Below are 22,766 nucleotides of genomic sequence, written 5' to 3' on the forward strand. Positions count from 1 at the left end.
TTTATTTGAAGGAATTGTCTAACGCTTCTTAAAAACGTTTTATTCTATACTGCTCCCATTCCTCATTCAACAGCTCAAACGTCAAGTCACAAGTTTGCCTCACAATTAGATCGGCACCAAGCATTGACAGTTCATGACCGACTCCTACCGCAAACATACCGGCAGATTTGATTGCGGAAATGCCTGCTTCAGCGTCTTCTATTGCCGCACAATCAGCCGGGGAAACGCCGAGCTGCGCTGCAGCTGTTAAAAAGATTTCGGGATCAGGTTTCCCATTCGCAAGTGACGTCGGGTCAACAATAGCATGAAAATCATCAATAATCTCCAAACGTTTTATAATCTCGGGGGCATTGCGACTTGAAGACGCTAACCCGACTTTTATATTTTCGCCTTTTAATTCACAAAGAAGCCTGCCGATTCCCGGCAAAAGATGTTCCGGCTTCAATTCGCTGATCAACGTTTGATAATATTGATTTTTTTGATGCATAAGTTCTTGTTTCTCCGCATTTGTATATTTTGTTTCCGCACCGCCAAGGGTAAGTATGCTTTCAAGTGACTCTTCTCTGCTTATTCCTTTTAGATTTTCATTCATACTTCTGTCAAAGGGGATATCGATTTGTTCTGCGATATGCTTCCAGGCGAGAAAATGATATTCAGCAGTGTCTGTTATCACTCCGTCTAAATCAAAAATGACCGCTTTCATATGCTAATGCCCATCACAGCTTCATAAGGTTCGAGGCAAATGCTCTTCAAATCAGCCCGCTCCTGCGAATCGTTGGAAATCAGCACTTTCCAGCGCTCATGAATCAGTTCCTTAGGCATCTCGAACAGAGCCTTCTCTTCCGACAAATTCACAACGACGAGAAGCTTTTCCCCTTGATATTCACGGAGGTAAGAAAAGATTTGCGGATCATTCTCCTGCAGCAGCTGATAATCTCCATATACCATGATCTTGTATTGCTTTCGTAATTGAATGAGCTTCTGATAGTAATAAAAGATCGAATCTTGATCTTCCAGGGACTCTTTCACATTGATATCTTGATAGCGGGAATTTACTGCTATCCAAGGGTCTCCGGTTGTGAAGCCCGCATGTTTTCCGGCATCCCATTGCATCGGTGTTCTCGCATGGTCCCGTCCTTTTTTCGTCACGGCTTTTAAAAACTCTTTTTCTGACATCGTTTTGTTTTCGATGACTAGTTCACGATATGCATTTTTTATTTCAAGATCGTCATACATCTCCAGCGGCATATCACTGTTGACCATGCCGATTTCTTCTCCCTGGTAAATAAACGGTGTTCCTTTCATGCCGTGGAGAACCGTTGCAAATGCTTTTGCACACTGTTTTCGCAGCTCACCGTCATTGCCCCAGCGGGAAATAACCCTCGGCTGATCATGGTTTTCAAAATATAGGGTATTCCAGCCGACATTCATTAACCCGGTCTGCCATCTTGTCATCGTCTTTTTTAAAGCAATTAAATCAAACGGCTTGATCTGCCATTTTCCGTTTGGAGAGTTTTGTTCTGTATCAATATCCATATGTTCAAAAGTAAAGATCATATTCAGCTCTTGCCTGCTTGCATCTGTGTATTTTTTCGCCTCTTCAATATCAGAGCCGTTTGCCTCTCCGACTGTCATGCAGTCGTAATGAGAAAGCACTTCCTTGTTCATCTCTTGAATAAATTCATGAAGGCGGGGGCCATTCGAATGATAACGGCCGACGATATAGCTGCGGCTGTTATCTGTTTCGTAGTCCGGAAACTCAGTGTACTTGGAAATGGAGCCGATCACATCCATTCGCCAGCCGTCAACGCCTTTATCCATCCAAAATCTCATCAAATCATAAACTTCCCGGCGCACCGCTTCATTTTCCCAGTTTAAATCAGGCTGTTTTTTCGAAAAATAGTGCAAATAATACTGCCCTGTTCCTTCATCAAATGTCCACGCCGGGCCTGAGAAGATCGACCCCCAATTGTTCGGTTCTGAGCCGTCCGGTTTCGGATCTTTCCAAAAATAATAATCCCGGTAAGGATTATCCTTTGACCTGCGGCTTTCAGCAAACCAGGCATGCTCATCTGACGTGTGGTTCACGACCAAATCCATGATGATCTTCATTCCGCGTTGATGCACTTCATCAATTAACTGAAACATATCTTCATTTGTGCCAAATTTTTCGTACATGTTTCTGTAGTCACTGATGTCATAGCCGTTATCATCCTGCGGGGAATCAAACACCGGGGAGAGCCAGATCACATCCGCCCCGAGATGTTTGATGTAATCCAGCTTTTGAATCACACCTTGCAAATCCCCGAATCCATCTCCGTTGGCATCATAAAAACTGCGGGGGTAAATTTGATAAACGACAGCTTCTTTCCACCATTCACTCATCAGGCATGCTCCTTTCGCATCGTCCATCTAGGACAACCGGTTCATCATAAACTTTCATGTGCAGCGGCTCGCCTCTTAAAAGCTCAAATGAGGCCCTCATTTTGTCGACCCTAACATTGATTAATCGGTTTCGATAATTGATTTTGAACGAATATCCGTCCCATTCTTGCGGCAAAAACGGAGCAAATGACAGCGTCTCATTCGTGATGCGCATGCCTGCAAAGCCCTGAACAATTGCGAGCCAGCTTCCCGTCATTGATGTAATGTGCAGGCCTTCTTCCGTGTCATGATTGTAATTGTCGAGATCAAGCCTTGCTGTACGCTTACATAATTCAAGCGCTTTCTTTTCCTTTTTGAGTTCGGCGGCGAGAACCGCATGGACAGAGGGCGACAGGCTTGATTCATGAACAGTCATTGGTTCATAAAATTCAAAGTTTCGCCGTTTTTCTTCCATTGTAAAACGGTCATGAAAAAGATAAATGCCTTGAAGCACATCTGCCTGCTTAATAAAATTGGAGCGGAGAATCTTGTCCCAGGACCAATTCTGATAAAGAGGCCGCTCAGCTGGATTTAATTCGTCCGCTGAATGCAGGTCTTTATCCAAGAATGTGTCATGCTGAATGAAAATTTGCAGTTCTTCACTATACGGATAATACATGTGCTGGATGATATTTCTCCACACCTTCAATTCTTCTTCCTGCACATCAAGCTGGCGGCGTTTTTCCGCTGAAATCCTTTCGAGATTTTCTAATGTATACTCCAACGTCCAAGCCGCGATTACATTTGTATACCAATTGTTGTTGACATTGTTTTCGTATTCATTCGGCCCTGTGACGCCGTGGATCATATACTTGTTTTTTCGTTTCGAGAAGTGAACGCGGTCGGCCCAAAACCTGCTGACCTCCACGAGAACGTCTATTCCGTATTCTTTCATATAGTCATGGTCGCCTGTATAGTGGACGTAATTGCAGATCGCATAGCAAATGGCACCATTGCGGTGAATTTCTTCAAAGGTGATCTCCCATTCGTTGTGGCATTCATCACCTGTAAACGTCACCATCGGGTAAAGTGCCCCCTTCATCCCCAGTTTGGCGGCATTCCGTTTAGCTGCATCCAAATGATGATAGCGGTATAAAAGCAGGTTTTTCGTCACCTCCGGCTCGGCTGTCGCCAAATACATTGGCACGGCATATGCTTCAGTATCCCAATATGCAGCACCTCCGTATTTTTCGCCAGTAAATCCTTTCGGCCCGATATTCAAACGGGCATCGCCCCCGTAATATGTCGAGAATAATTGAAAGATATTGTAGCGGATTCCTTGCTGAAGTTCCTCATCCCCTTTAATCTCTATATCCGCTTTTGCCCATCTTTCCTTCCATTGATCAGTGTGTCTCCGTTTCGCTTCTTCATATCCGTTCTCAAGAACACCCGCCAATAGCTCCTTGGCTTTCGATAAAAGCTCTGCCTCCCGAAAATCACGGGAAGTCGTGACAATAATAAACTTTTTCAAAGAAGCCTTCGTTTGATAACTGTAGCGATTCTCGACATACATCCCAGCTGTTTGAGAGTTTTCACTGACAAAGTCCTCTGTCACGTTTGCCATTGCAGCTGAAACAGTAAAGCGCGGTGTTCCAAATGGATTTTCGATCGTTTTTGTGACTAAATGGCCGCGGTGAGGATCAGCCCCTTTCTCTTCTTCCTGCCAAAACTGTTCTTGGTAGTTAGAATCTTCATTTGCGACATTTCCATCCAGGTAAGGAACAAGCGTAATGACAGCATCTTCTGTCAGGCACTCCGCTTCATAATGAATCGCACAAAGCTCTTTTACGGCAAGGCTAAGAAATCGCTCAGATCTGATTCTGACGATTTTATCATGAATGCGGACAACAGCGCTTCGCCGCAGAATCCCCTCTTTCATATTGAGTTCTAACTCAAATGATTCGATTTGATTTTGATAGAGATCGACTTTTTCACCATCAATATATAAGTCTATGCCAATAAAATTCATCGCATTGATCACTTTTCCGAAATACTCCGGATACCCGTTTTTCCACCAGCCTACCCGTGTTTTGTCAGGGAACCAGACGCCTGCAATATATGTGCCTTGGTGACTGTCGCCTGAATAGCCCTCTTCAAAATTCCCTCTGACTCCCATATAGCCGTTAGCAAGAGAAGTCAGGCTTTCCTGCAGCCGTGTATGTTCCTTCTGAAATGTATGTGTTTTGATTTTCCATTCATCAATCTCGAATAACCGCTGATTTATCATAATTTCCTCCCGAATGTAAGTTTCCATTATAACGGCGGGTTTTGGTCAAATATCTAAATGCAAAAGAGATCATCAAAGTGACGCCACACGAATGGATCATCAATACAGTGATCAAGTCAAAATGAACCGTACCGACAGCAGCGGCCACAAATGCCGGCAGTGCTGATGCGCAAATCGCCATAGATGCCCCTTCCTTGAATGACGCAATAGAGATCATGTTTGATCGTTTTGTGGCCCAGATGCCCCCCGCAAGAACAGCCGTTAAAAAAAGCTGAATCATAAAAATCACCGCATATGCCAGCATCATGATCATCGGCCTATACTGTGCCAACCATAATGTATCGATCAAAACCTCTATATCATGGACGTTCGGTTCTTTGAGCTTAGCATCCATTTTTGCATAGCCAACAGAAAACCCCGTTCCGTTTTGATCGGTGATCACCAGTTGATCAGATTGAAATACGATGGCGTTATCATACCCAGTTACTTTCAATCGCCCATTTTCACCGTTTGTCTGATATTCATGCTTCAAATCGATCGCCAGCAAATTCTGTCCATCTTCAATCCGCTCAGGGCTCTTACCGCCTGTTAGTTTTCCGTTTCTGATTTGAAAACCTTGTAATTGATCAGCAAATCGATCATTAACCTTTTGAATAGCTGACGGCATGAAAGATGCAACACTGAAGCGATCCATTTTCATAAACGAAACCGTCAACGGCGCCATCAAGCAGGCCGTTAAAAACATAAAGAGAAAAGAGAGATGCAGCCAGCTGAATGTATTCCCGTAACGGCAAACACCTGACGGGGATGCAGCCGCTTTCAGGAAGCGAATGATAAAGCTTTCATTTTGCAGATTCTTCATCAAATTACCCCTTTGTTCCGCCGGCTGTCAGCCCGGACACAAAGTTCTTTTGGAGAAAAAAGAACAAGACACAGATCGGCAGTGCAGCAAGTATAGCTCCGGCCGCAAACAGGGCGACTTTTTGCTGCTGCGGATTTGAAATGAAGGACTGCAATCCCACAGCGATGGTCAGCCTTTCCGGTGAGCGAAGCAAAAATTTAGCCAGCAAATAGTCGCCGAACGGTGCCATAAACGCCCAAAGCGCTTGCACCGCAAGCATCGGCTTAACAAGCGGCAGAACAATGGAAGCGAAAATCCTCAGATGTCCCGCCCCATCAATTCGCGCAGCTTCATCAATTTCTCTCGGGACAGTATCAAAATAACCTTTCATTAGCCACGTGTTCATCGGAATTCCGCCGCCGATATAGATCGCTGTCAAAAACCAGTATTGGTCGAGTGCGCCTATCAGCATCGCCAGAACGTAAAAAGCAGTCAGTGCTGCCATCGTCGGCACCATTTGAATGATTAAAAAGAATACCAGGCTCTTTTTTCGGCCTGCAAATCGATAGCGGCTGTACGTATACCCGGCAAGTGTAACAATGGTAACCTGCAATACCATGACCGATAACGCGATGACAAGTGTATTGCTGTACCAATGAAGATAAAGCGTCTCGTCAAACAGCCGCTTAAAATGATCCAAAGTCCAAGAACCCGAAAAATCGAGCTGAAAAGCCGCCGCATTTCCCACACGGAAAGCCGATGATGCCGTAATCAGCAAGGGATATATAATGACAATACTTAAAAGCGCCAAAAATAAATAGGTACAGATTCTATTAAACATTCTGGCAGTTCTCACGTTCACCTACATAACCTCCTCATTGCCAAAAGCATTCGATTTTTTGAAAGCAATCAGGGAAATTCCAATGACAATGAAAGAAATTAATAGTGTAACAGCTGCCGCTACGGAATATTGCGGTGATGTGCCTGTTGTCAGTTTATAAATCCAAGAAATTAAGATATCGGTCGACCCGGCCCCGGCTCCCGCGCTCCCCGGTCCTCCCTCATTAAATAAGTAAATAATCGAGAAATTATTGAAATTAAACGTATACTGGGTAATCATCACGGGTGCTGTCGCAAATAAAATCATCGGGAACGTAATATGTTGAAAACGCTGAATAAAAGTAGCCCCGTCAATCTTTGCCGCTTCATACAGTTCACCTGGAATCGCCTGAAGCACGCCCGTTACCATGACATAAATATAGGGAAAGCCAAGCCAAGTCTGAATCATAATGAGGGCTGTCTTTGTCCAGAAAGGATCAGTCTTCCACGCAATCGCCGGAAGCTCTACAAACGGCAGGTGATTTAATAATGGAATCACTTGCGCATTCACCGCCCCTATGCTGTCGTTAAACATGTTGGAAAAACTCATGATTGTAATAAAAGCCGGAACAGCCCATGGAAGTAAGAAAATCATACGGAATATCCGCTTGCATTTTATGAAATCCTGATTGACGAAAAGTGCCGTCACGATCCCCAAAATGATTTGCAGCGTTGTCGCACAGATTGTCCAGATGATCGTCCAGCCGAGTACATTCACAAATGTTTCACGATAGGAGCCGAGGAAAAATATATTCAAGAAATTTTTAAAACCGACCCAGTCAATCAGGCTGTTAGGCGGAATATGATAAAAATCATAGTTTGTACATGCAACAAGCAGAGTCACCAAAACCGGAAAAATAATCACAAACACCATCATGATATATGCCGGCAGTGTAAATAAATATGGAAACCCTTTATCACCCGCATGACAGATCATATCCTTGGCCGTTGTATTGATCTCCAAACCCGCCGCTTTCATAGCGGCGGTCTTACGCGAATCATGAATATTAAAGATATAGAACATGAGGAAAATCAGCGTCACGATCAATTGCAGCGTGCCTTCAATCAGCATAAACAGTGAATGGTCTTCACCGGGAACACTTCCCAATGTAATTAATCCAGTGAGCGCCTGAATGCCGAAAACGCATAATTCAACAGCGAACAAACCTGTGATGGCAAGAAACAAGATTCCCTTTGAAAACTGCTGATTCACGATCTGCCCAAGTCCTGGAATGATCGATAAAAGCCCTGCCTTTCGTTTTTGCTTTGCAAGTGTGTGGTGTTTATTCATTTTTTCGCCCTCTATTCTTCCGGACGCTACCCCGCCGTTTTATTTCACATACTTTTCTTTGATATTTTCCTTTATAACGTTTACAGCATCATTCGCTGATGTTTGCGCCGCTTTTTTTCCTGAAACTGCGTCAAAAATTAAACTTTCCGCTCCCGTCCATACCTCAGCCATTTCCGGAATATTCGGAGTCGGTGCCGCTGTTTCATATTGTTTAATCACAGCAGACGTCAGCTCATTTTGTTGCTCATCCGCTTTCTTCCTTGCAGCTGTATTAGCCGGAACTTCGTTTGTATTCTCATAAAAAGCGTAAGCATTGGCATCATTTGCAGCATACTCAAGCCATTTTTCAGCCAGTTCGGGTTCTTTTGTATATTTTGATGCAACCCAGCCCTTCCCGCCTGCAAAAGGGGCATATTCTTCTCCATTTGGCAATGTCGGAATGGGAGCTGCTCCGTAGTTCAATTTAGCCTCTTTATAGTTGGCAGCTGACCAAGGTCCGCCGATGATCGCAGCCGCTTTGCCATCTAAAAACATCTGCTGGATAAAATCGTCTGCGCTTGAATTGTCTTGCATGCCTTTTGGCCAATATGTTTTAAACCATTTCTCGGCATATTTCACCGCTTCTACAGCCCCTTTATTGTTCAGGGCGATGTCCCCGGAATCTGTGCCGTTTTTTCCAAATACATATCCGCCGTAACCGGCCAACAAACCGTACGACATATAAAAGTCAGTCCATTTAGCTAAAAATCCAGTTGATTTTCCTTTTTCCGAAGCGAACGCAAACCGGGAATCCTCCGTTAATTTTTCAAGGTCTTTAAATGTTTTTGGTGCTGTTTGTAACAGATCTTTGTTGTAATACAAAACAAGTGTTTCAATGACTAGCGGCATTCCATACACCTTGCCGTCAACCGTTACCTGCTGCATCTCCTTATCTCCAAAACTTTTTGTATGAGATGGTTTAATATCAAGCAAATGACCTTGCTGTCCCAAACCGCCGATCCGGTCGTAGGCTGCAAGCATAACATCAGGTGCATTACCCGCCGGACCATCTAGAGGAAGCGCTTCCAACTGTTCGAACATTTGCTTTTCAACAGTTTTTATTGTGACATTATTCTCTTTTTCGAACTTTGCTTTTATGCTTTCGATGTAATCTTTATAGGTATCTTCGACAGACACAGTCAGGACTTTTTTTCCATCAGAGCTTGCCGGATCTTTTGAATTTGAACAGGCGGCAAGGCCGAATGTCAGGACTGATGCCGCCAATAAAGCGAACCCTTTTTTAAAAGGTATCATCTCTTTTCCCCCTTCTATTTATGAATCTATAACAATTGTATTGTTCTCTAGAAAGCGGTTACAACAACTTTTGATTTGTTACCGATAACAGGATTTTATACAGGGACGGCAGTACCCAAAATAAAAAATTCTCCCGGCTGAACGGCAATGACATCGTGATGATGAAGCGGCTGATCTGTCCATACATCGTAGATTTTCTTATTCCTTTCAATTTTCAAATCTCGCAAACTGACATGTCGAGTCGCGTCCCCCTGATTAAAAAAATACATTAGTGTTTTTTCATCAAGAGTCCGTGAAAAGCTAATAAAATGATTTTGGTCATCCAGCAGATTCCACTCAAGATTTCCCTCAGTCAATAAAGCATTTTCCTGTGTGCGTAAAGCAATTAACCGTTTCATAAACCGCAGCATGCCTTGATTTTGCTTCTCTTTTTCCCAAACCATGCATTTCCGGCATAATGGATCATGTTCTCCGTCCAGACCGATTTCCGTTCCGTAATAGATGCATGGTGAACCCGTCTGGGCAAACATAAAGGCCAGCAAAGCGCGTGCTTTTTTCTCGTCATTTCGGCATCTGGTCAAAAGGCGTTTCGTATCATGGCTATCCAGTAAATTAAACATTACTTCATTGACCTGCTTCATCCCATTCATTAAATGCGCATTTACACGGTGGGCCATACGCGAGGCTAGAATCGTCCCGTCAGCAAAATATTCAATCATAGGCTCTGTAAAAGGATAGTTCATCACCGCATGAAATTCATCTCCTCTAAGCCAAGGTTCGGCTGAATGCCAGATCTCCCCTACAATATAAACGTCAGGCTTTTCTGCTGATACGGCTTGCCTGAGTGTCTTCCAAAAAACGTGATCCACTTCATTTGCCACATCCAAACGCCAGCCGTCAATGTCAAATTCACGAATCCAGTACAAAGCAATATCAAGCAAATATCTCTGTACTTCTGGATTAGCCGTATTTAGCTTCGGCATATGAGGTGTAAACGCAAACCTATCATAATTGTCTTCTTTGACAGGGAAAGAGTGAATATGGAACCAATCTTTATAGCGGGATTGAGCTCCATTTTTTACGACATCCTGCCACTGCGGCGAAGCGCTGCCTATATGATTAAAAACAGCATCAAGCATAATTCTCATCCCCCGCTGATGAAGCTGGCTGACCAATGTGCGAAACAGCGCCGGATCTCCAAAATGCGGATCAATGGAATAGTAATCCAGCGTGTCATATTTATGATTAGAAGGCGCGGAAAAGATCGGAGTCAAATAAACTCCGTTCACCCCTAAGTCCTCTAAATAATCAAGCTTGTCAATAATCCCTTGCAAATCGCCTCCAAAAAAATCATTTACATCCGGATCCTTGCTCCCCCACGGCAATGCATTCTCCGGTGACAAGTCTTCTCTTCCATTTGCAAAACGCTCCGGAAAAATTTGATACCAAACCGTTGCTTTGGCCCACTCAGGCGCTTGGAATGTATCAGCCTCATGAACGAATGGAAGTTTAAAATAATAATGGGTCGTCTCCAGCGTTTTTTCGTTATAAGGGCATACACCTGAACTTCCGAAAAAGATGTCTTCTTGATGCTCTGTTATAACAAACGCATATTGCAAGCGCCTATATGGCGGCACCACTTCAGCAAACCAATAATCATGCAAGTCTGTTGCGGCAATTTTCCTCATCGGCTGCTCATTTGCCGACCACCTGCCGACGTTGTATTCATATGGATCCCCCCAAATGAATCGAATGTGATCAGCATCGCCTTTTTTTGTCCGAATCTTGATATGCACTGTCCTTCCGTCATAAGAATAAGCATCAGAACTGAACGGTTGATGATGAATCGCTGAATATTCCATCATGTCTCCCCCTTTGATTTCCGATTTATTTAGTCCGGCTCTATGTGAAAGTATCATGATGAAATAGCAGGAACAATCGTTTTTACCTTGTTACCGATAACAGAATAAAGCTCTTACAGAGTTGATTCCCGTACAATTAACTCCGGCTCAAAAAATAGATTTCCTTGGGCGGCACCGCCTTCATTCATTTTTTTCAATAACATTCTCGCACAGGCTTCCCCCATTTCAACAACAGGCTGTCTGACCGTAGTCAACCGGGGAGAGGAGATGCGATCAAGAAAAACACCGTCATTCCCGGTAACCGCAACGTCTTCCGGAATTCGTTTGCCAAGCGATTGTGCAGCACGGATGACGCCAAGTGCGATTCGATCGGATGCGCAGACAAATGCGGCCTGGTTATCCATGGATGCCAGTACTTCTCTTGCAAGGCGTTCACTTTTCTTAGAGCTGTTGTCGATCCGAAATAGATTCGTTTTTCTAAAGCTTTCATTCATCGCCCGAATATAGCCCTGCTCTCTTGAACGTTCGAAAGGCTCATCTAAATCAATGCCAAAAAAGACAACTTCCCGCTTCCCTAGTCCCATAACATGGCGGGTTGCCATAAAAGTGCCTTTCTCGTTATTTACATCGATAAAGTCATAGCCCATTTCATTTTGCCCAAATACGACCAGCGGCTTTTCAAAGGCTTTGATCACGCCTTCAAAATCGCTCTTTCTCAAACCGGTGGCAATAATGCCGTCGCATTGGCCAATATTGAGAGAGTTTCTTGTCACAAGTTGCAGAGCATAATGATTGCGATCCAGTTCCCGGCTGATTCCGGTCAGCAGGTTCATGTAATATGGTTCAGTTGTATCCATTTCCTCAAGAATCAATAGTTTGACAACCTGTGTTCTGTTTTGCACAAGCGCTCTTGCCGCATAATTAGGGATGTAATTCAGTTCTTTCATTGCAGAATGAACAAGCCTTTTCAATTCATCTGTCACTGTCTCAGGATGATTGATCACTCGTGATACCGTCATTTTCGAAACATTTGCCTTTTTCGCCACATCTGACAATGTTGCCATTTTCATCCCCTCCTTACCTGTGCTTATTATCCAAACTAGTGAAAAAGTCCTTTTTTACAATTGAATATACGATGTGCAAAGAGAAAATAAAAAAGAGATTTCCTTCAGGAAACCTCTTTTTGTTGAAAAAACTCGATTTTCAGTTGATTCTTCATCTGGAATACTAGTGAACCACGGCTGACCAAATACGATAGGTGGGTTACTCACTAACTCCCTTCCCTGAAGAAGGCTCTTTTTAGATTTCGGTCCACTTTTTCTCTAAAATTGGATACGAGTAATTCTGCATTTGCTCAATTAACTCACCCGGCCGTGAAGAGCTGTGGATCAGCTTTAGGTGCGATTCGTTAGAAAAACCTTCCTGAATGCTATATTTGATCATTTTCATCATCGGTTCAAAATATCCGTTCACATTGTACAGTCCGATCGGCTTTTGATGGATGCCGATCTGTCCCCAGCAAAGCACCTCAAATAATTCTTCATATGTACCGAAGCCGCCCGGCATGGCGATAAAGCCGTCCGCCAGCTCGCTCATTTTGGCTTTTCGTTCATGCATCCCGTTTACTTCAATCAGTTCAGTCAGGTTCTGATGTACAACCTCCCCGCTGAACAAACCGCTCGGCATGACCCCGATTGCAGTTCCGCCGTTTTCCATAATCGCGTCAGCAACCGCGCCCATTAAACCTACGCGGGAGCCCCCATAGACAAGCCCGATTCCCTGCTCAGCCATGTATGCGCCAAGCTCTGCCGCTTTTCTTTTATACGCTTCATTTCCCCCTGGGTTTGACCCCGCAAATACACAAATTGTTTTCATCTTTTCATCTCCGCATCTATATGTCGTGTTAAACATGCAAAAACACACTATATATTGTCCCATCTTCATGTGATAATATCAATATGAAATACTTAAAGAATGCAGGAGTGATGATGTTGCAGCTGGCTGATGCAGAAAAATGGATGAAGGATTTTTACGAAAAAAGAGGCTGGACAGAATACGGACCGTTTATTCGAGTCGGCTTTTTAATGGAGGAAGCCGGAGAACTGGCCCGGGCTGTCAGAGCATATGAAATCGGCAGAGACCGGCCAGATGAGAAAGAATCGACTCGAGCTGAGCAAAAGCAAGAATTGATTGAAGAAATGGGAGATGTCATCGGAAATATCGCTATTCTTGCTGATATGTACGGTGTCTCCTTAGAGGACGTGATGAAAGCCCACCAAGAAAAACTGATCAAACGTTTTGAGCATGCATAAAAAAGCGGCCGTAATGGCCGCTTTTTTTAACCTGTGATTTCATCATGGTGATCAAAGAAATGCTGCTTTCCTATTTTGTGAAATAGTCCTGTTTTATGCAACAGTTCCTTCGGCTGCGATTGCAGTCCTACAATCATCAGCTTTCCATTGTGGCGTTTAATTCGGTTCATAACGTTTCCAAGCACTGCTTCAGCCGACGTATCCATGTAGTGCACCTTATTCATGAGCAGAATAAGGGTCTTTGGCTTTTTCTGTACATGCTCCAGCAATGAAGATTCAAGCGAATCAATTGACCCGAAAAACAGCGGCCCTTCTATGGCATACATGCTGACAGATAGGTCTTCTCTCTTTGCCGTCTTCGCCAGAACAGGATGCGTTTCCTGATTGTGAATGCGGGTCGCTTCGCTCATTCTTCTGATAAAGAACACAAATGCGAGCAGCAATCCAGTTGCCACACCGACGATTAAGTCAAACAGAACCGTAAGGGCAAAGGTCGCCGCCAAAATAAAGGAATCAGCGTTTTTCAGTCTCAGCATGTTTGCGACTTCCTTGCGCTCACTCATATTCCATGCGACAACCATGAGAATCGGTGCCATACTGGCAAGCGGCACATGGGATGCATAAGGCGCGAATACGAGCAAGACAAGAAGAACGACTACACCGTGAACGACACCGGAAACAGGAGAAACCGCTCCGTTTTTAATATTGGTCGCCGTCCTCGCGATCGCCCCCGTGGCCGGGATTCCGCCAAACAGCGGCGCAGCCATATTCGCAATCCCCTGACCGACAAGTTCCTTATTGCTGTCATGCTTTGAGCCCTTCATGTTATCAGCGACCATTGCGGACAAAATGGACTCAAGGCCGCCAAGAAGCGCGATGACAAGCGCTGCCGGAAACAGCATGACCATTTTATCCAATGTTAGCTCAGGAAACTGAAATTCCGGCAAATGGCGGGGAATTTCTCCATAAGTTGACCCGATCGTTGCCATGCGGTCAGGGAAAAACACAACCGCAACCAGTGTGGAAATCAGAAGCGCCAATAAAGCACCCGGTACTTTAGGCATCACTTTGGCGGATACAAGCAAAATGACGAGCCCAATCACTGCTGTCAAAATGGCATACACGTTAAAGGTGCCGAGCTTCTGTGCAATTTCAAACATGTTGTGATGAAAGTTCTCATGTTTTTCAACATTTCTCAAACCGAGAAAGTTAGCGATTTGCTCGGTAAAGATCAGCACGGCAATTCCGGCTGTAAAACCGACAATAACCGGTTTCGGCACGAATTTCATTATTTTTCCGAGCTTAAACAGCCCGAACAGCACCAGCATCACCCCTGCCATAAACCCTGCTATCAGCAGGTTCTCCAAGCCGTACTGTATCACAATGCCAAATAGAATCGGGACAAAGGCGCCTGTCGGACCGCCGATTTGGTATTTGGATCCCCCAAACAAAGAAATACAAATCCCCGCCACAACAACAGTATACAGCCCGTATTCAGGCTCGACTCCCGAGGCAATGGCAAACGCCATCCCTAAAGGAATTGCCACGACACCTACTACGATACCTGCAATCAAGTCTTTCTGAAATTTCTGCAAATTGTATCCCTTGAATCTCCCTGAGAATCGCATATTTTGTTATAACCTCCCTTATAGATGAGTGTTTATGAGCTCAGTTTCATAACCGTTAATGACCACATCAAGTTTTCCTGTTTCAGGGTGAATGACAAGTCCGTGAACCGGCACCTTTTTCGGCAGCAGCGGATGGTTCTTAATCAGATTCACACTGTGGGAAACGCTTTCTTCTACGCTGTGAAAACCGGTCAGCCACGATTTTAAATCAAGTCCGGCGCTAGTCAGCAAGTTCAGGCAGCTCTCTTCCACTCCGCGTTCCTTTGCTTTCTCGAGAATCGAAGTTGCATTCAATCCCGACATCCCGCATTCATGGTGGCCGACAATACACACCTCTTCAGCCTGCAATTCATAAATCGCGACCAGTATGCTTCGCATTACGCTTCCAAATGGGTGAGAAACGATGGCTCCCGCGTTTTTTACAATTTTAGCATCACCGTTTTTAAGCCCCATTGCTTGCGGAAGAAGTTCTGTGAGTCTTGTATCCATACAGGTGACAATGACGAGCTTTTTTGAAGGAAATTTTGTCGTTTTGTACGGTTCATACTTCTTCTCTCTGACAAACCGCTGATTGTGTTCCAAAATTGATGTTAAAGAAACCATTTGATTCATCTCCCATCCATATGATTTTGCAAGCCTTCTTACCCAGCTTACAGTAAGGAATTATAGCATAGGAATCCGCCACAAAAAGGCTTTCAAAAAAAGACACTATAATTGGACTGTAGAATAAAAACATAAAAATTTATATCTTTCAAAGATAATAAAATTTACATTTATTGAATCCTATAATCTGGCTTTAACTCACCTATCGATGATTTGTCTGACAAAAAATATAGGTGAATTCAGATAATTAAAAAACTTTTTTAAGCAGATTTAGCTGTTCATTCTGTTTGAATGTTCATTTTAAGTTCAAAAGAACCAGAAATTAAAAGAACGCAGCTATATTTTTAACATCTATTTATTTCCGATATAATAAAATAGACAACAGCAATAAAGGGGGAGCCTTGTTGAAACCATTTGTATTGATCACAAAACCGATTCCTGAAGAGATTGAAGCATTCATCGGTGAACATTGCCGTTATGAAATATGGCAGGAGGATACGATTCCGAATGACGTGCTATTTGAAAAATTAAAAGATGCCGAAGGGCTTTTCACTTCAGGAACGTCTGGACCGTCAATCAATCGTGAATTGCTTGAACATGCGCCTAAGCTCAAAGTGGTCAGCAACCAATCCGTAGGCTATGATAACTTTGATATAGAAGCAATGAAAGAAAGAGGTGTCGTCGGCACTCATACACCTTATACACTGGATGACACGGTCGCGGATCTGGCCTTTTCACTGATTCTATCTTCCGCCAGACGTGTTGCCGAACTGGACCGTTTCGTCAGAGCCGGAAAATGGGGAACCGTTGAAGAGGAAGCGCTTTTCGGCATTGACGTTCATCATCAGACGTTAGGCATTATCGGCATGGGCAGAATCGGCGAACAAGCAGCGAGACGCGCCAAATTCGGCTTTGATATGGAAGTGCTTTATCATAATCGCCATCGCAAACAAGAAACTGAAGACAGCATCGGCGTCAAGTACGCTGAGCTTGATACATTGCTCGAACAATCTGATTTTATTCTGCTCATTACGCCGCTGACTGATGAAACATATCACATGATAGGCGAACGCGAATTTAAAATGATGAAGGATTCAGCAATTTTCGTCAATATTTCCCGGGGAAAGACGGTTGATGAAAAGGCCCTCATCCGTGCCCTACAAGAAGGATGGATTCGTGGTGCCGGCTTAGACGTGTACGAAGAAGAACCTGTCGCAAAAGACAATCCGCTCTTGCAGCTAGAGAATGTGACTTTACTGCCGCATATCGGCTCAGCAACAGCGAAAGTACGCTTTAATATGTGTAAACAGGCTGCCGAAAACATGATCTCAGCCATCCAAGGAAATACACCGAAAAATTTGACAAGAGAATTTCAGTAAATCAAAAATCCGGTCTGATCCAGACCGGATTTCGTATTACATATGCTGAAGAACAGCACGCTTATAAATATGACGGGTGACGATATAATAAACCGCCTGAAACACAAAATAAATGAAGATGACAATCACGGCCTCAAGAAATAAGTTGGAATTCAGCATGTTGCTTAACGCCGCATACGCAAAACCGGCGTGAATTGTGCCCGCGATAAATGGGATGAAGAACAAAAATCCAATTTGCTTTCCGAGGATGGAGTGGATCTCTTTGTCCGTAATTCCCATTCTCTTTAAAGCTAAGACTTGCACTCTCGTATCTTCTATTTCAGTAAACATCCGCAAATACAGCATGCTTCCTTGAACGATAAAAAACAGCACGCTGACAAACAGACCGATAAACAGCATTATTGCGACTCCCTGCTTCACAATTTGAAAATTAGGAGCACGCGTTTGAAAATCAGATGTATGTTCTTTCGGCACCATATTTCCAAGCTTTTCAGAGACATCTACCGTCTCCTGCCAATGCTCAAGCTCATAACCTATCACTCTCATCTGATCCTTCAGCGGCACATCCTGAGTGAGGCTGTCAAAGCTCTTTTCACTGACAACCAATAAACGGCTGACTCCTTCGACTGACATCAATATCCCTTTGTTTTGCTGCTTTTTCATGATATAGGAAAGTGTTTTTCCTGATTTCAAATGAAATGCTGCTTTTTCCCCTTCTCCAAATGTATCTTTCATCATCATCTGAAACGCAACATTAATAAACGCTTCTTGATCCTGTAAATGAATAACCGGATACCCTTTTTCCTTTGCGATTTGATTATATGTCTTCTCTGAAATCAGCAAGGCCTCCGCCTCCGCTTTTCCGTTCCCATACGGCAAGTCTGATTGAAAAGTGACAGGAATTCCTGTGGCATTTACCTTATACTTGATGTCAGCATCAGCTTTTTTCAATGCATTCTCAGCCGTCTCAGGTTTCATCACCTGAAAACGGGAAGCGTCTTTTTCCACCCAGGCAACAGATTGAGGAATGCTTTGTTCTTCCTGTCTTTCTAAATCAGCATAAAACATATAGATAACACCTGTAGCGGTTAAAATGACCGCTGTAATGACAGAGGTTAAAAACAGCATGCGTGCATGATCCTTCAGCCTGAATATCATATTGGAACGGACAATGATATTCGTTCCTTTATAAAAGCTGTGTTTCTTTCTGTACAGCATGCGGAAAAACGCCACACTGCTTTGGGTAAAAAAGAAATACGTCCCGATTAACACTAAAATCAAAATCGGAAAAACACGAAATACCATATCAATCGCATTCGCTGTGGCAGACAGATAATAACCGCCAGCCAGACACAGCAAAGACAGCACAGTGAGCCATTTTGAATAGGCCGGCAAGCTTTTCGGTTTTTGGGCAGATTTAATCAAATCTATAATTTCTAGCTTGCGAATCTGTCCCAGCGATAAAATGAGCAGGACTTGAAACAATATAAGAAAACCGACCGCCGTCAGCACAAATGCTTTCGGAACAATCTCAAACGAGATCGGCACCTTCACACTGAGCATCCATGTCATGACCATAAAAAACAGCTTTGAAAATAACAGCCCTGCACCGATGCCGGCCGCAATCGCCGCCAGAGAAATGAGTGACTGTTCATAATAAATCATCTTGCGGAGCTGCTTCTTTGATGTTCCGAACAGCGTCAGCAGCCCAAACTCTTTCTTTCTCGCCTGCAAAAACGCCGAATTCGAATATGAGATAAAAAATATACAAAACACAATGATGACGAGAAGGGCTGCACTCAAGCACGTTTTGACAAGGCTTCCGCCATATACATTGTCTTCATTGACATCAGGATGAAAAATAAAAGATGTGAAGACAAAAAACACCGAAACGGCAAACACACAGCTTAAAAAGTAGGCGACATACCTTTGCAGATTCCCAAGAATGTTTTTACGGGCGATGGTTCTCAAATTCATGAAAATCGCCTCCCAACACACTCAAGGTATCCAATATACTTTGATAAAACACCTGCTGGTTTGTCCCTCTGTGAATCTCTGAAAAGAAACGTCCGTCTTTAATAAAAACAATCCGTTTACAGAAGCTTGCCGCTGTGGCATCATGCGTGACCAATAGAATCGTCGCTTCCTTTTCTTCATTCAGCTGAGCCAGCGTGTTCATCACTTGCTTTGCCGATTTTGAATCAAGGTTTCCTGTCGGTTCATCGGCTAGAATGAGCGCCGGATTATGAATAATGGCTCTGGCACAAGCAGCGCGCTGCTGCTGTCCGCCCGACACCTCGTATGTCCGATGGTCGAGAATATGCTTGATGTGCAGCGTATCCGCCAGTTCCTCCAAGCGGGCTTCCATTTCTCTCAGCTTTACCTTGTCCAATGCGAGCGGCAGCAGAATATTTTCCCGAATCGTCAACGTATCAAGCAGATTAAAATCCTGAAAGACGAAGCCGAGTTCTCTTCTGCGAAACAGAGCCAGCTCTTGATCCTTTAACGTTTTGGGCTGAATGCCGTTGATCATCATCTCGCCCTGGGTCGGCTTATCAATGGTAGCCAGCAAATTCAGGAGCGTGGTTTTTCCGCTTCCCGACGGCCCCATAATCCCTACAAATTCTCCTTTTACCACACTGAGGTCAAAGTCGCTGAGCGCTTGGTATGATATCGTTCCTTTATTTGAATAGTACGTTTTCGACAGGTTCGTTGTTTGTAACACATTCATGTTCTGCTCCTCCTTTTTCTTTATTATAAAAAGGAAGTCAGCAGCCTCCCATCGAACTTTCTTGCAATTCCGCTCCCCAACCTTACAATGCTGTCACATTCACTAGGGTGTCACTTGAAAACACGATGGTCATCACAGTGCCAGCCCCTTCTTTTGATTCCGCATACAGCTTATGGCCAAGACGGCTGCATACCTGTTTTGCTAAATAAAGACCCATTCCCGTTGCCTCTGTCATACTGCGTCCGTTTTCCCCGGTAAAAAACGCGTCAAAAATCCGCGGCAGATCCTGCGGCGGTATGCCCATGCCTTCATCAGCAACCGACAGGCGCGTTTCATGTCCCTCTGTTTCAATCCGGATTGTAATATGGTCTCCCGCACCTTGCTTTGAGTATTTTAAGGCATTGAAAAGGATTTGCTCGACAACAAAGGAAAGCCATTTTTGATCACTTGTAATCTGAACGGCGTTTGGCGGCACATGTAATCTTGGGAAAAGGCGCCGTTTGATAAACTGCCGTTTTTCCTGATTAATAAGTGAACGGACAAGCTCGGTTAAATCAAAGGTTTGCGGCCTTACATCAAACGCAAATTCCTCCAGCCGGGCCGTTTGCAGCATCATATCCAGACCGTGGCGAAACCTCTCATTTTCATCCTCCAGCTCCTCTAAAAACGTCTGAAAAGACGAAGAGGTTCCGTTTTTTCCTTCTTGAATCATTAAAGAAATAACAGATACCGGTGTTTTCATATGGTGGACCCATTGATTGGTGAAGGTATAGTGCTGCTTTTGCTGATTGATATATTGTAAGAGCCTGCCTTCGTATTGCTGCCCGAGTGCGTTGATCATTTTCGTCCAAAGCGCCTGCTCTCGTGTTCTTGGCTTTCGGGCTTTCAAAGACTGGCCGATGTCATTAGAAGAAGGCGCTTGTTCTGCAAGTTTTTTGACATAAGTCAGAAAGGAAAATTGCCGAACGTAATCTACAGTAAAACCGGCAGCTAATAGAGCACCGGGCAAAACCCATATGTACACCATATTTTCTGCAGGAGGTTCTGCGCCGCTCTCTATGATGCTTAAATACGCAATCAGCATGGCGATCCCTATTCCTAACAATGAAAATAGAATAATGGCAAAGCGGTCGATGAGATAAGTCTTTAACACTCCGGTTCATCCTTCCGATTGACTTGAAATTGATAGCCTTGTCCTCTTATCGTTGAAATGCAACCTTTCAGTCCAGCATTCTCCAGTTTTCTCCGCAGCCGATTGACATTGACCGTTAACGTATTATCATCGACAAAATCGACGTCATCCCATAACGCCTCCAATAATTCATCACGAGAGACGATTTTTTTATGCTCCCTTACGAAAATCAAAAGAAGCTGAAATTCTTTTTGTGAAAACAAGATGCGGGTGCTGTTCCACTCGGCCTCATTCTGATCAGGATAAATCGTCAGCCCGCCAAGCTCCACTATTCTTGATTCCTGTGACAAAGAAGGCGAGTATTCACCATATGTACGGCGCAGGACGCTTTTGATTTTGGCCATCACTACCTCTAAATGGAACGGCTTCGTGATATAATCATCGCCGCCATTTTCAATCGCCATCACCTGATTGAGCTCATCGGTCCGTGCTGATATAAAGATAATCGGCGCATTAGAAATGGTACGGATTTGCCTGCACCAATAAAACCCATCAAAAAAAGGCAGGTTGATATCAAGCAGCACCAGATCCGGCTTCATTTCTGCAAATTCCAGTTTAATATCATGAAGCTGTTCAGCAATTTTCACTTCATATCCGTATTTTTGAAGATGACCGCCCAGCAATGAAGCAATCCGCTCATCATCTTCCACAAGCAAAATCCGATACACGTTTATCCCCCTTGCATGTATTTCGCGATAACTTTTCTAGAAGATTCCAAAATTCATTATAGCATGTGGCGGAATAGATAATCGGTCTTTTTCTATTCATTATGATAGAATAAAAAGGAAAAAATTGCTTAATAGGCAGGTGTCGAGATGAAAAAAATCATGCTGCTTCTGGCAATAACGTCAATTCTTTCAGCATGTCAGCCTGACTATACTGGGAAATACATAGCAATTGGGGATACACTAACTGAATACAACAAAGAGTGCTTTAAAGAGAATCACATTCCTTATAAATATGAAAAGGGAAAACTGCATATCCCAGAAGATGCATATGATGCAGCAATCTATACTTGCTCATAAGAAAAAGCTTGCAGACATGCTGCAAGCTTTTCACGTTACAAAAAATGAGTATTTAATTTCTCTTCAAACTCTGAAGGGCCGATGTCACTTTTTTGGCCTTCACCGCCGTTTTCATGAATGGTGAAATGGCGGTCTGACATGACCATCCTTCCGTTCGGTGTCAGCTTTGAGGCGAGCAGTGATTTGTTAAAAGGAGATTTCTCATGAGAGTGAATGATGTCCTTCATGTCATCTAAATCATCGGGATCACTTTCTTCAAGGGTAAAGGCGTAACCGATTTGCCAGCCTTCCCCTTTGTCCATCAACAGAACGTGGCTACCCTTTTCTGTTTCTTCTTCTTTGATTCGGAATGACCCGACAGGTGATTGTACCGTTTCTCCGGAAAGCGGTATCGGCTGGAGTGCCAGGTTGATGCCAAAACCGATATCAACGATGTAATCTCCTTGTTCCGCAGACAGCAATACAGCAGCATGCGTTCTATCTAACGCCCACTCTTCTTGATGTCCTGCATAGATTGTTCCCCGAATGAGCCTCACACGAAACCCGGCATCATGCAAGACAAAATAAAGGAAACCATTTAAATCGTAGCAAAGGCCCCCGTGCTGTTCTTTGACCAGACGGCGCCATAGCTCTTCTTTTGTTACCTTATAATTCTCTTTTGCTAGTACGGCACGGTTTTCAAATGGAAAACGGTACGCCATTGCTTTAAGAAAAAGGGGGAGATCATCGAAGCTGACATGGTCTTTCTCCCAGCCTATTTTCTGAAAGCAGTCATTTAGAAAGTCACTCATTTTTATCACCTAAACTTCTTCTTGAACATAAGCAGACAGCTTTTCCAGCGCCTCTTGTTCGTCTTCTCCCTGGGCAATCAAGGTAACCTCAGTGCCTGTGCTTACCGCAAGACTCATCAGCCCCATGATGCTCTTTGCATTTACTTTTTTCCCATCCTTCTCAAGAAACACATCTGACGTAAACCGGTTTGCCTCTTGTACAAACAAAGCAGCAGGACGCGCCTGCAGTCCTGTCTTTAATCGAACTTCCACTTTCTGTTGAACCATAAGATCTCCCCTTTTCTTTAC

At 43.8% G+C, this 22,766-nt stretch carries 21 protein-coding genes; 3 read left to right on the forward strand and 18 right to left on the reverse strand.

Going from position 1 to position 22,766, the window contains the following annotated elements; genetic code table 11:
- Positions 1-28: 28 nt before the first annotated feature.
- The 10 genes from pgmB to M0696_RS17535 form a co-directional block, all read right to left on the reverse strand.
- A complete protein-coding gene (pgmB, locus tag M0696_RS17490) occupies positions 29-703 on the reverse strand; it encodes a beta-phosphoglucomutase (RefSeq protein ID WP_248602209.1) in 675 nt (224 codons plus the stop codon).
- On the reverse strand, positions 700-2,385 hold the full coding sequence (malL, locus tag M0696_RS17495; RefSeq protein ID WP_248602210.1) for an oligo-1,6-glucosidase: 1,686 nt from the start codon (positions 2,383-2,385) through the stop codon (positions 700-702). Before malL ends, pgmB begins: the two co-directional genes overlap by 4 nt.
- On the reverse strand, positions 2,378-4,651 hold the full coding sequence (locus M0696_RS17500) for a glycoside hydrolase family 65 protein (RefSeq protein WP_248602211.1): 2,274 nt from the start codon (positions 4,649-4,651) through the stop codon (positions 2,378-2,380). The genes malL and M0696_RS17500 overlap by 8 nt, the downstream gene beginning before the upstream one ends.
- The gene (locus tag M0696_RS17505; protein ID WP_222142082.1) at positions 4,623-5,513 is read right to left on the reverse strand and encodes a DUF1189 domain-containing protein; all 891 of its coding nucleotides are present in this window, start codon (positions 5,511-5,513) and stop codon (positions 4,623-4,625) included. Before M0696_RS17505 ends, M0696_RS17500 begins: the two co-directional genes overlap by 29 nt.
- Before the next feature lie 4 nt (positions 5,514-5,517).
- Positions 5,518-6,354: a maltodextrin ABC transporter permease MdxG gene (gene mdxG / locus M0696_RS17510; RefSeq protein WP_166847963.1), complete on the reverse strand. Its 837-nt coding sequence runs from the start codon at positions 6,352-6,354 to the stop codon at positions 5,518-5,520.
- Complete coding sequence (mdxF, locus tag M0696_RS17515) at positions 6,355-7,662, reverse strand: maltodextrin ABC transporter permease MdxF (RefSeq protein WP_248602212.1); 1,308 nt, start codon at positions 7,660-7,662, stop codon at positions 6,355-6,357.
- Between the two features lie 39 nt (positions 7,663-7,701).
- The gene (locus tag M0696_RS17520) at positions 7,702-8,955 is read right to left on the reverse strand and encodes an extracellular solute-binding protein (protein ID WP_248602213.1); all 1,254 of its coding nucleotides are present in this window, start codon (positions 8,953-8,955) and stop codon (positions 7,702-7,704) included.
- A 95-nt stretch (positions 8,956-9,050) separates the two neighbouring features.
- Complete coding sequence (locus tag M0696_RS17525; protein ID WP_248602214.1) at positions 9,051-10,820, reverse strand: glycoside hydrolase family 13 protein; 1,770 nt, start codon at positions 10,818-10,820, stop codon at positions 9,051-9,053.
- 110 nt (positions 10,821-10,930) lie between these two features.
- Positions 10,931-11,881 carry a LacI family DNA-binding transcriptional regulator gene (locus M0696_RS17530; RefSeq protein WP_166847955.1) on the reverse strand — a complete coding sequence of 317 codons (951 nt, stop codon included), beginning with the start codon at positions 11,879-11,881 and terminating at the stop codon, positions 10,931-10,933.
- Positions 11,882-12,116: 235 nt separating this feature from the next.
- Entirely contained in the window at positions 12,117-12,692 is a 576-nt protein-coding gene (locus tag M0696_RS17535; RefSeq protein ID WP_222142086.1) for an LOG family protein, read from the reverse strand.
- 116 nt (positions 12,693-12,808) lie between these two features.
- On the opposite strand from M0696_RS17535, the gene M0696_RS17540 reads away from it, so the two are divergent.
- Positions 12,809-13,129 carry a MazG-like family protein gene (locus M0696_RS17540; RefSeq protein ID WP_222142454.1) on the forward strand — a complete coding sequence of 107 codons (321 nt, stop codon included), beginning with the start codon at positions 12,809-12,811 and terminating at the stop codon, positions 13,127-13,129.
- Positions 13,130-13,155: 26 nt separating this feature from the next.
- Here M0696_RS17540 and M0696_RS17545 read toward each other — a convergent pair whose 3' ends face one another.
- Positions 13,156-14,757 carry a SulP family inorganic anion transporter gene (locus M0696_RS17545; protein ID WP_222142087.1) on the reverse strand — a complete coding sequence of 534 codons (1,602 nt, stop codon included), beginning with the start codon at positions 14,755-14,757 and terminating at the stop codon, positions 13,156-13,158.
- 18 nt (positions 14,758-14,775) lie between these two features.
- The gene (locus tag M0696_RS17550; RefSeq protein WP_166847949.1) at positions 14,776-15,369 is read right to left on the reverse strand and encodes a beta-class carbonic anhydrase; all 594 of its coding nucleotides are present in this window, start codon (positions 15,367-15,369) and stop codon (positions 14,776-14,778) included.
- A 392-nt stretch (positions 15,370-15,761) separates the two neighbouring features.
- On the opposite strand from M0696_RS17550, the gene M0696_RS17555 reads away from it, so the two are divergent.
- Positions 15,762-16,739, forward strand: a complete 978-nt coding sequence (locus M0696_RS17555) for a 2-hydroxyacid dehydrogenase (RefSeq protein ID WP_166847946.1) — start codon at positions 15,762-15,764, stop codon at positions 16,737-16,739.
- 36 nt (positions 16,740-16,775) lie between these two features.
- Here the strand turns inward: M0696_RS17555 and M0696_RS17560 are convergent, their stop codons facing one another.
- From M0696_RS17560 to psdR, 4 genes are all read right to left on the reverse strand, one after another.
- Complete coding sequence (locus tag M0696_RS17560) at positions 16,776-18,716, reverse strand: ABC transporter permease (RefSeq protein ID WP_222142088.1); 1,941 nt, start codon at positions 18,714-18,716, stop codon at positions 16,776-16,778.
- Positions 18,691-19,470 carry a lantibiotic ABC transporter ATP-binding protein PsdA gene (gene psdA, locus M0696_RS17565; RefSeq protein WP_222142089.1) on the reverse strand — a complete coding sequence of 260 codons (780 nt, stop codon included), beginning with the start codon at positions 19,468-19,470 and terminating at the stop codon, positions 18,691-18,693. Before psdA ends, M0696_RS17560 begins: the two co-directional genes overlap by 26 nt.
- An 82-nt stretch (positions 19,471-19,552) precedes the next feature.
- Positions 19,553-20,623, reverse strand: coding sequence for a HAMP domain-containing histidine kinase (locus M0696_RS17570; protein WP_166847938.1), 1,071 nt, complete (start codon positions 20,621-20,623; stop codon positions 19,553-19,555).
- Positions 20,617-21,330 (reverse strand): two-component system response regulator PsdR, encoded by a 714-nt coding sequence (psdR, locus tag M0696_RS17575; protein WP_222142091.1) that lies wholly within the window; start codon positions 21,328-21,330, stop codon positions 20,617-20,619. Before psdR ends, M0696_RS17570 begins: the two co-directional genes overlap by 7 nt.
- A 147-nt stretch (positions 21,331-21,477) precedes the next feature.
- Between psdR and M0696_RS17580 the strand changes: the two genes are divergently transcribed.
- Entirely contained in the window at positions 21,478-21,687 is a 210-nt protein-coding gene (locus M0696_RS17580) for a hypothetical protein (protein WP_248602215.1), read from the forward strand.
- A gap of 35 nt (positions 21,688-21,722) precedes the next feature.
- On the opposite strand, the gene M0696_RS17585 is transcribed toward M0696_RS17580, so the two are convergent.
- Both M0696_RS17585 and M0696_RS17590 read right to left on the reverse strand, forming a co-directional pair.
- The gene (locus tag M0696_RS17585) at positions 21,723-22,487 is read right to left on the reverse strand and encodes an arylamine N-acetyltransferase family protein (protein WP_248602216.1); all 765 of its coding nucleotides are present in this window, start codon (positions 22,485-22,487) and stop codon (positions 21,723-21,725) included.
- Positions 22,488-22,745, reverse strand: a complete 258-nt coding sequence (locus M0696_RS17590) for an HPr family phosphocarrier protein (RefSeq protein ID WP_166847928.1) — start codon at positions 22,743-22,745, stop codon at positions 22,488-22,490. It lies immediately after the preceding gene.
- Positions 22,746-22,766: the final 21 nt, after the last annotated feature.

It is taken from the genome of Bacillus rugosus, assembly GCF_023238245.1.
GTDB lineage: Bacteria > Bacillota > Bacilli > Bacillales > Bacillaceae > Bacillus > Bacillus rugosus.

What these genes read in the sequence shown, in the direction of transcription:
- pgmB (WP_248602209.1), bottom strand. Translation starts at nt 703, where the DNA reads ATGAAAGCGGTCATTTTTGATTTAGACGGAGTGATAACAGACACTGCT.
- malL (WP_248602210.1), bottom strand. Translation starts at nt 2,385, where the DNA reads ATGAGTGAATGGTGGAAAGAAGCTGTCGTTTATCAAATTTACCCCCGC.
- M0696_RS17500 (WP_248602211.1), bottom strand. Translation starts at nt 4,651, where the DNA reads ATGATAAATCAGCGGTTATTCGAGATTGATGAATGGAAAATCAAAACA.
- M0696_RS17505 (WP_222142082.1), bottom strand. Translation starts at nt 5,513, where the DNA reads ATGAAGAATCTGCAAAATGAAAGCTTTATCATTCGCTTCCTGAAAGCG.
- mdxF (WP_248602212.1), bottom strand. Translation starts at nt 7,662, where the DNA reads ATGAATAAACACCACACACTTGCAAAGCAAAAACGAAAGGCAGGGCTT.
- M0696_RS17520 (WP_248602213.1), bottom strand. Translation starts at nt 8,955, where the DNA reads ATGATACCTTTTAAAAAAGGGTTCGCTTTATTGGCGGCATCAGTCCTG.
- M0696_RS17525 (WP_248602214.1), bottom strand. Translation starts at nt 10,820, where the DNA reads ATGATGGAATATTCAGCGATTCATCATCAACCGTTCAGTTCTGATGCT.
- M0696_RS17530 (WP_166847955.1), bottom strand. Translation starts at nt 11,881, where the DNA reads ATGGCAACATTGTCAGATGTGGCGAAAAAGGCAAATGTTTCGAAAATG.
- M0696_RS17535 (WP_222142086.1), bottom strand. Translation starts at nt 12,692, where the DNA reads ATGAAAACAATTTGTGTATTTGCGGGGTCAAACCCAGGGGGAAATGAA.
- M0696_RS17545 (WP_222142087.1), bottom strand. Translation starts at nt 14,757, where the DNA reads ATGCGATTCTCAGGGAGATTCAAGGGATACAATTTGCAGAAATTTCAG.
- M0696_RS17550 (WP_166847949.1), bottom strand. Translation starts at nt 15,369, where the DNA reads ATGAATCAAATGGTTTCTTTAACATCAATTTTGGAACACAATCAGCGG.
- M0696_RS17560 (WP_222142088.1), bottom strand. Translation starts at nt 18,716, where the DNA reads ATGAATTTGAGAACCATCGCCCGTAAAAACATTCTTGGGAATCTGCAA.
- psdA (WP_222142089.1), bottom strand. Translation starts at nt 19,470, where the DNA reads ATGAATGTGTTACAAACAACGAACCTGTCGAAAACGTACTATTCAAAT.
- M0696_RS17580 (WP_248602215.1), top strand. Translation starts at nt 21,478, where the DNA reads ATGAAAAAAATCATGCTGCTTCTGGCAATAACGTCAATTCTTTCAGCA.
- M0696_RS17590 (WP_166847928.1), bottom strand. Translation starts at nt 22,745, where the DNA reads ATGGTTCAACAGAAAGTGGAAGTTCGATTAAAGACAGGACTGCAGGCG.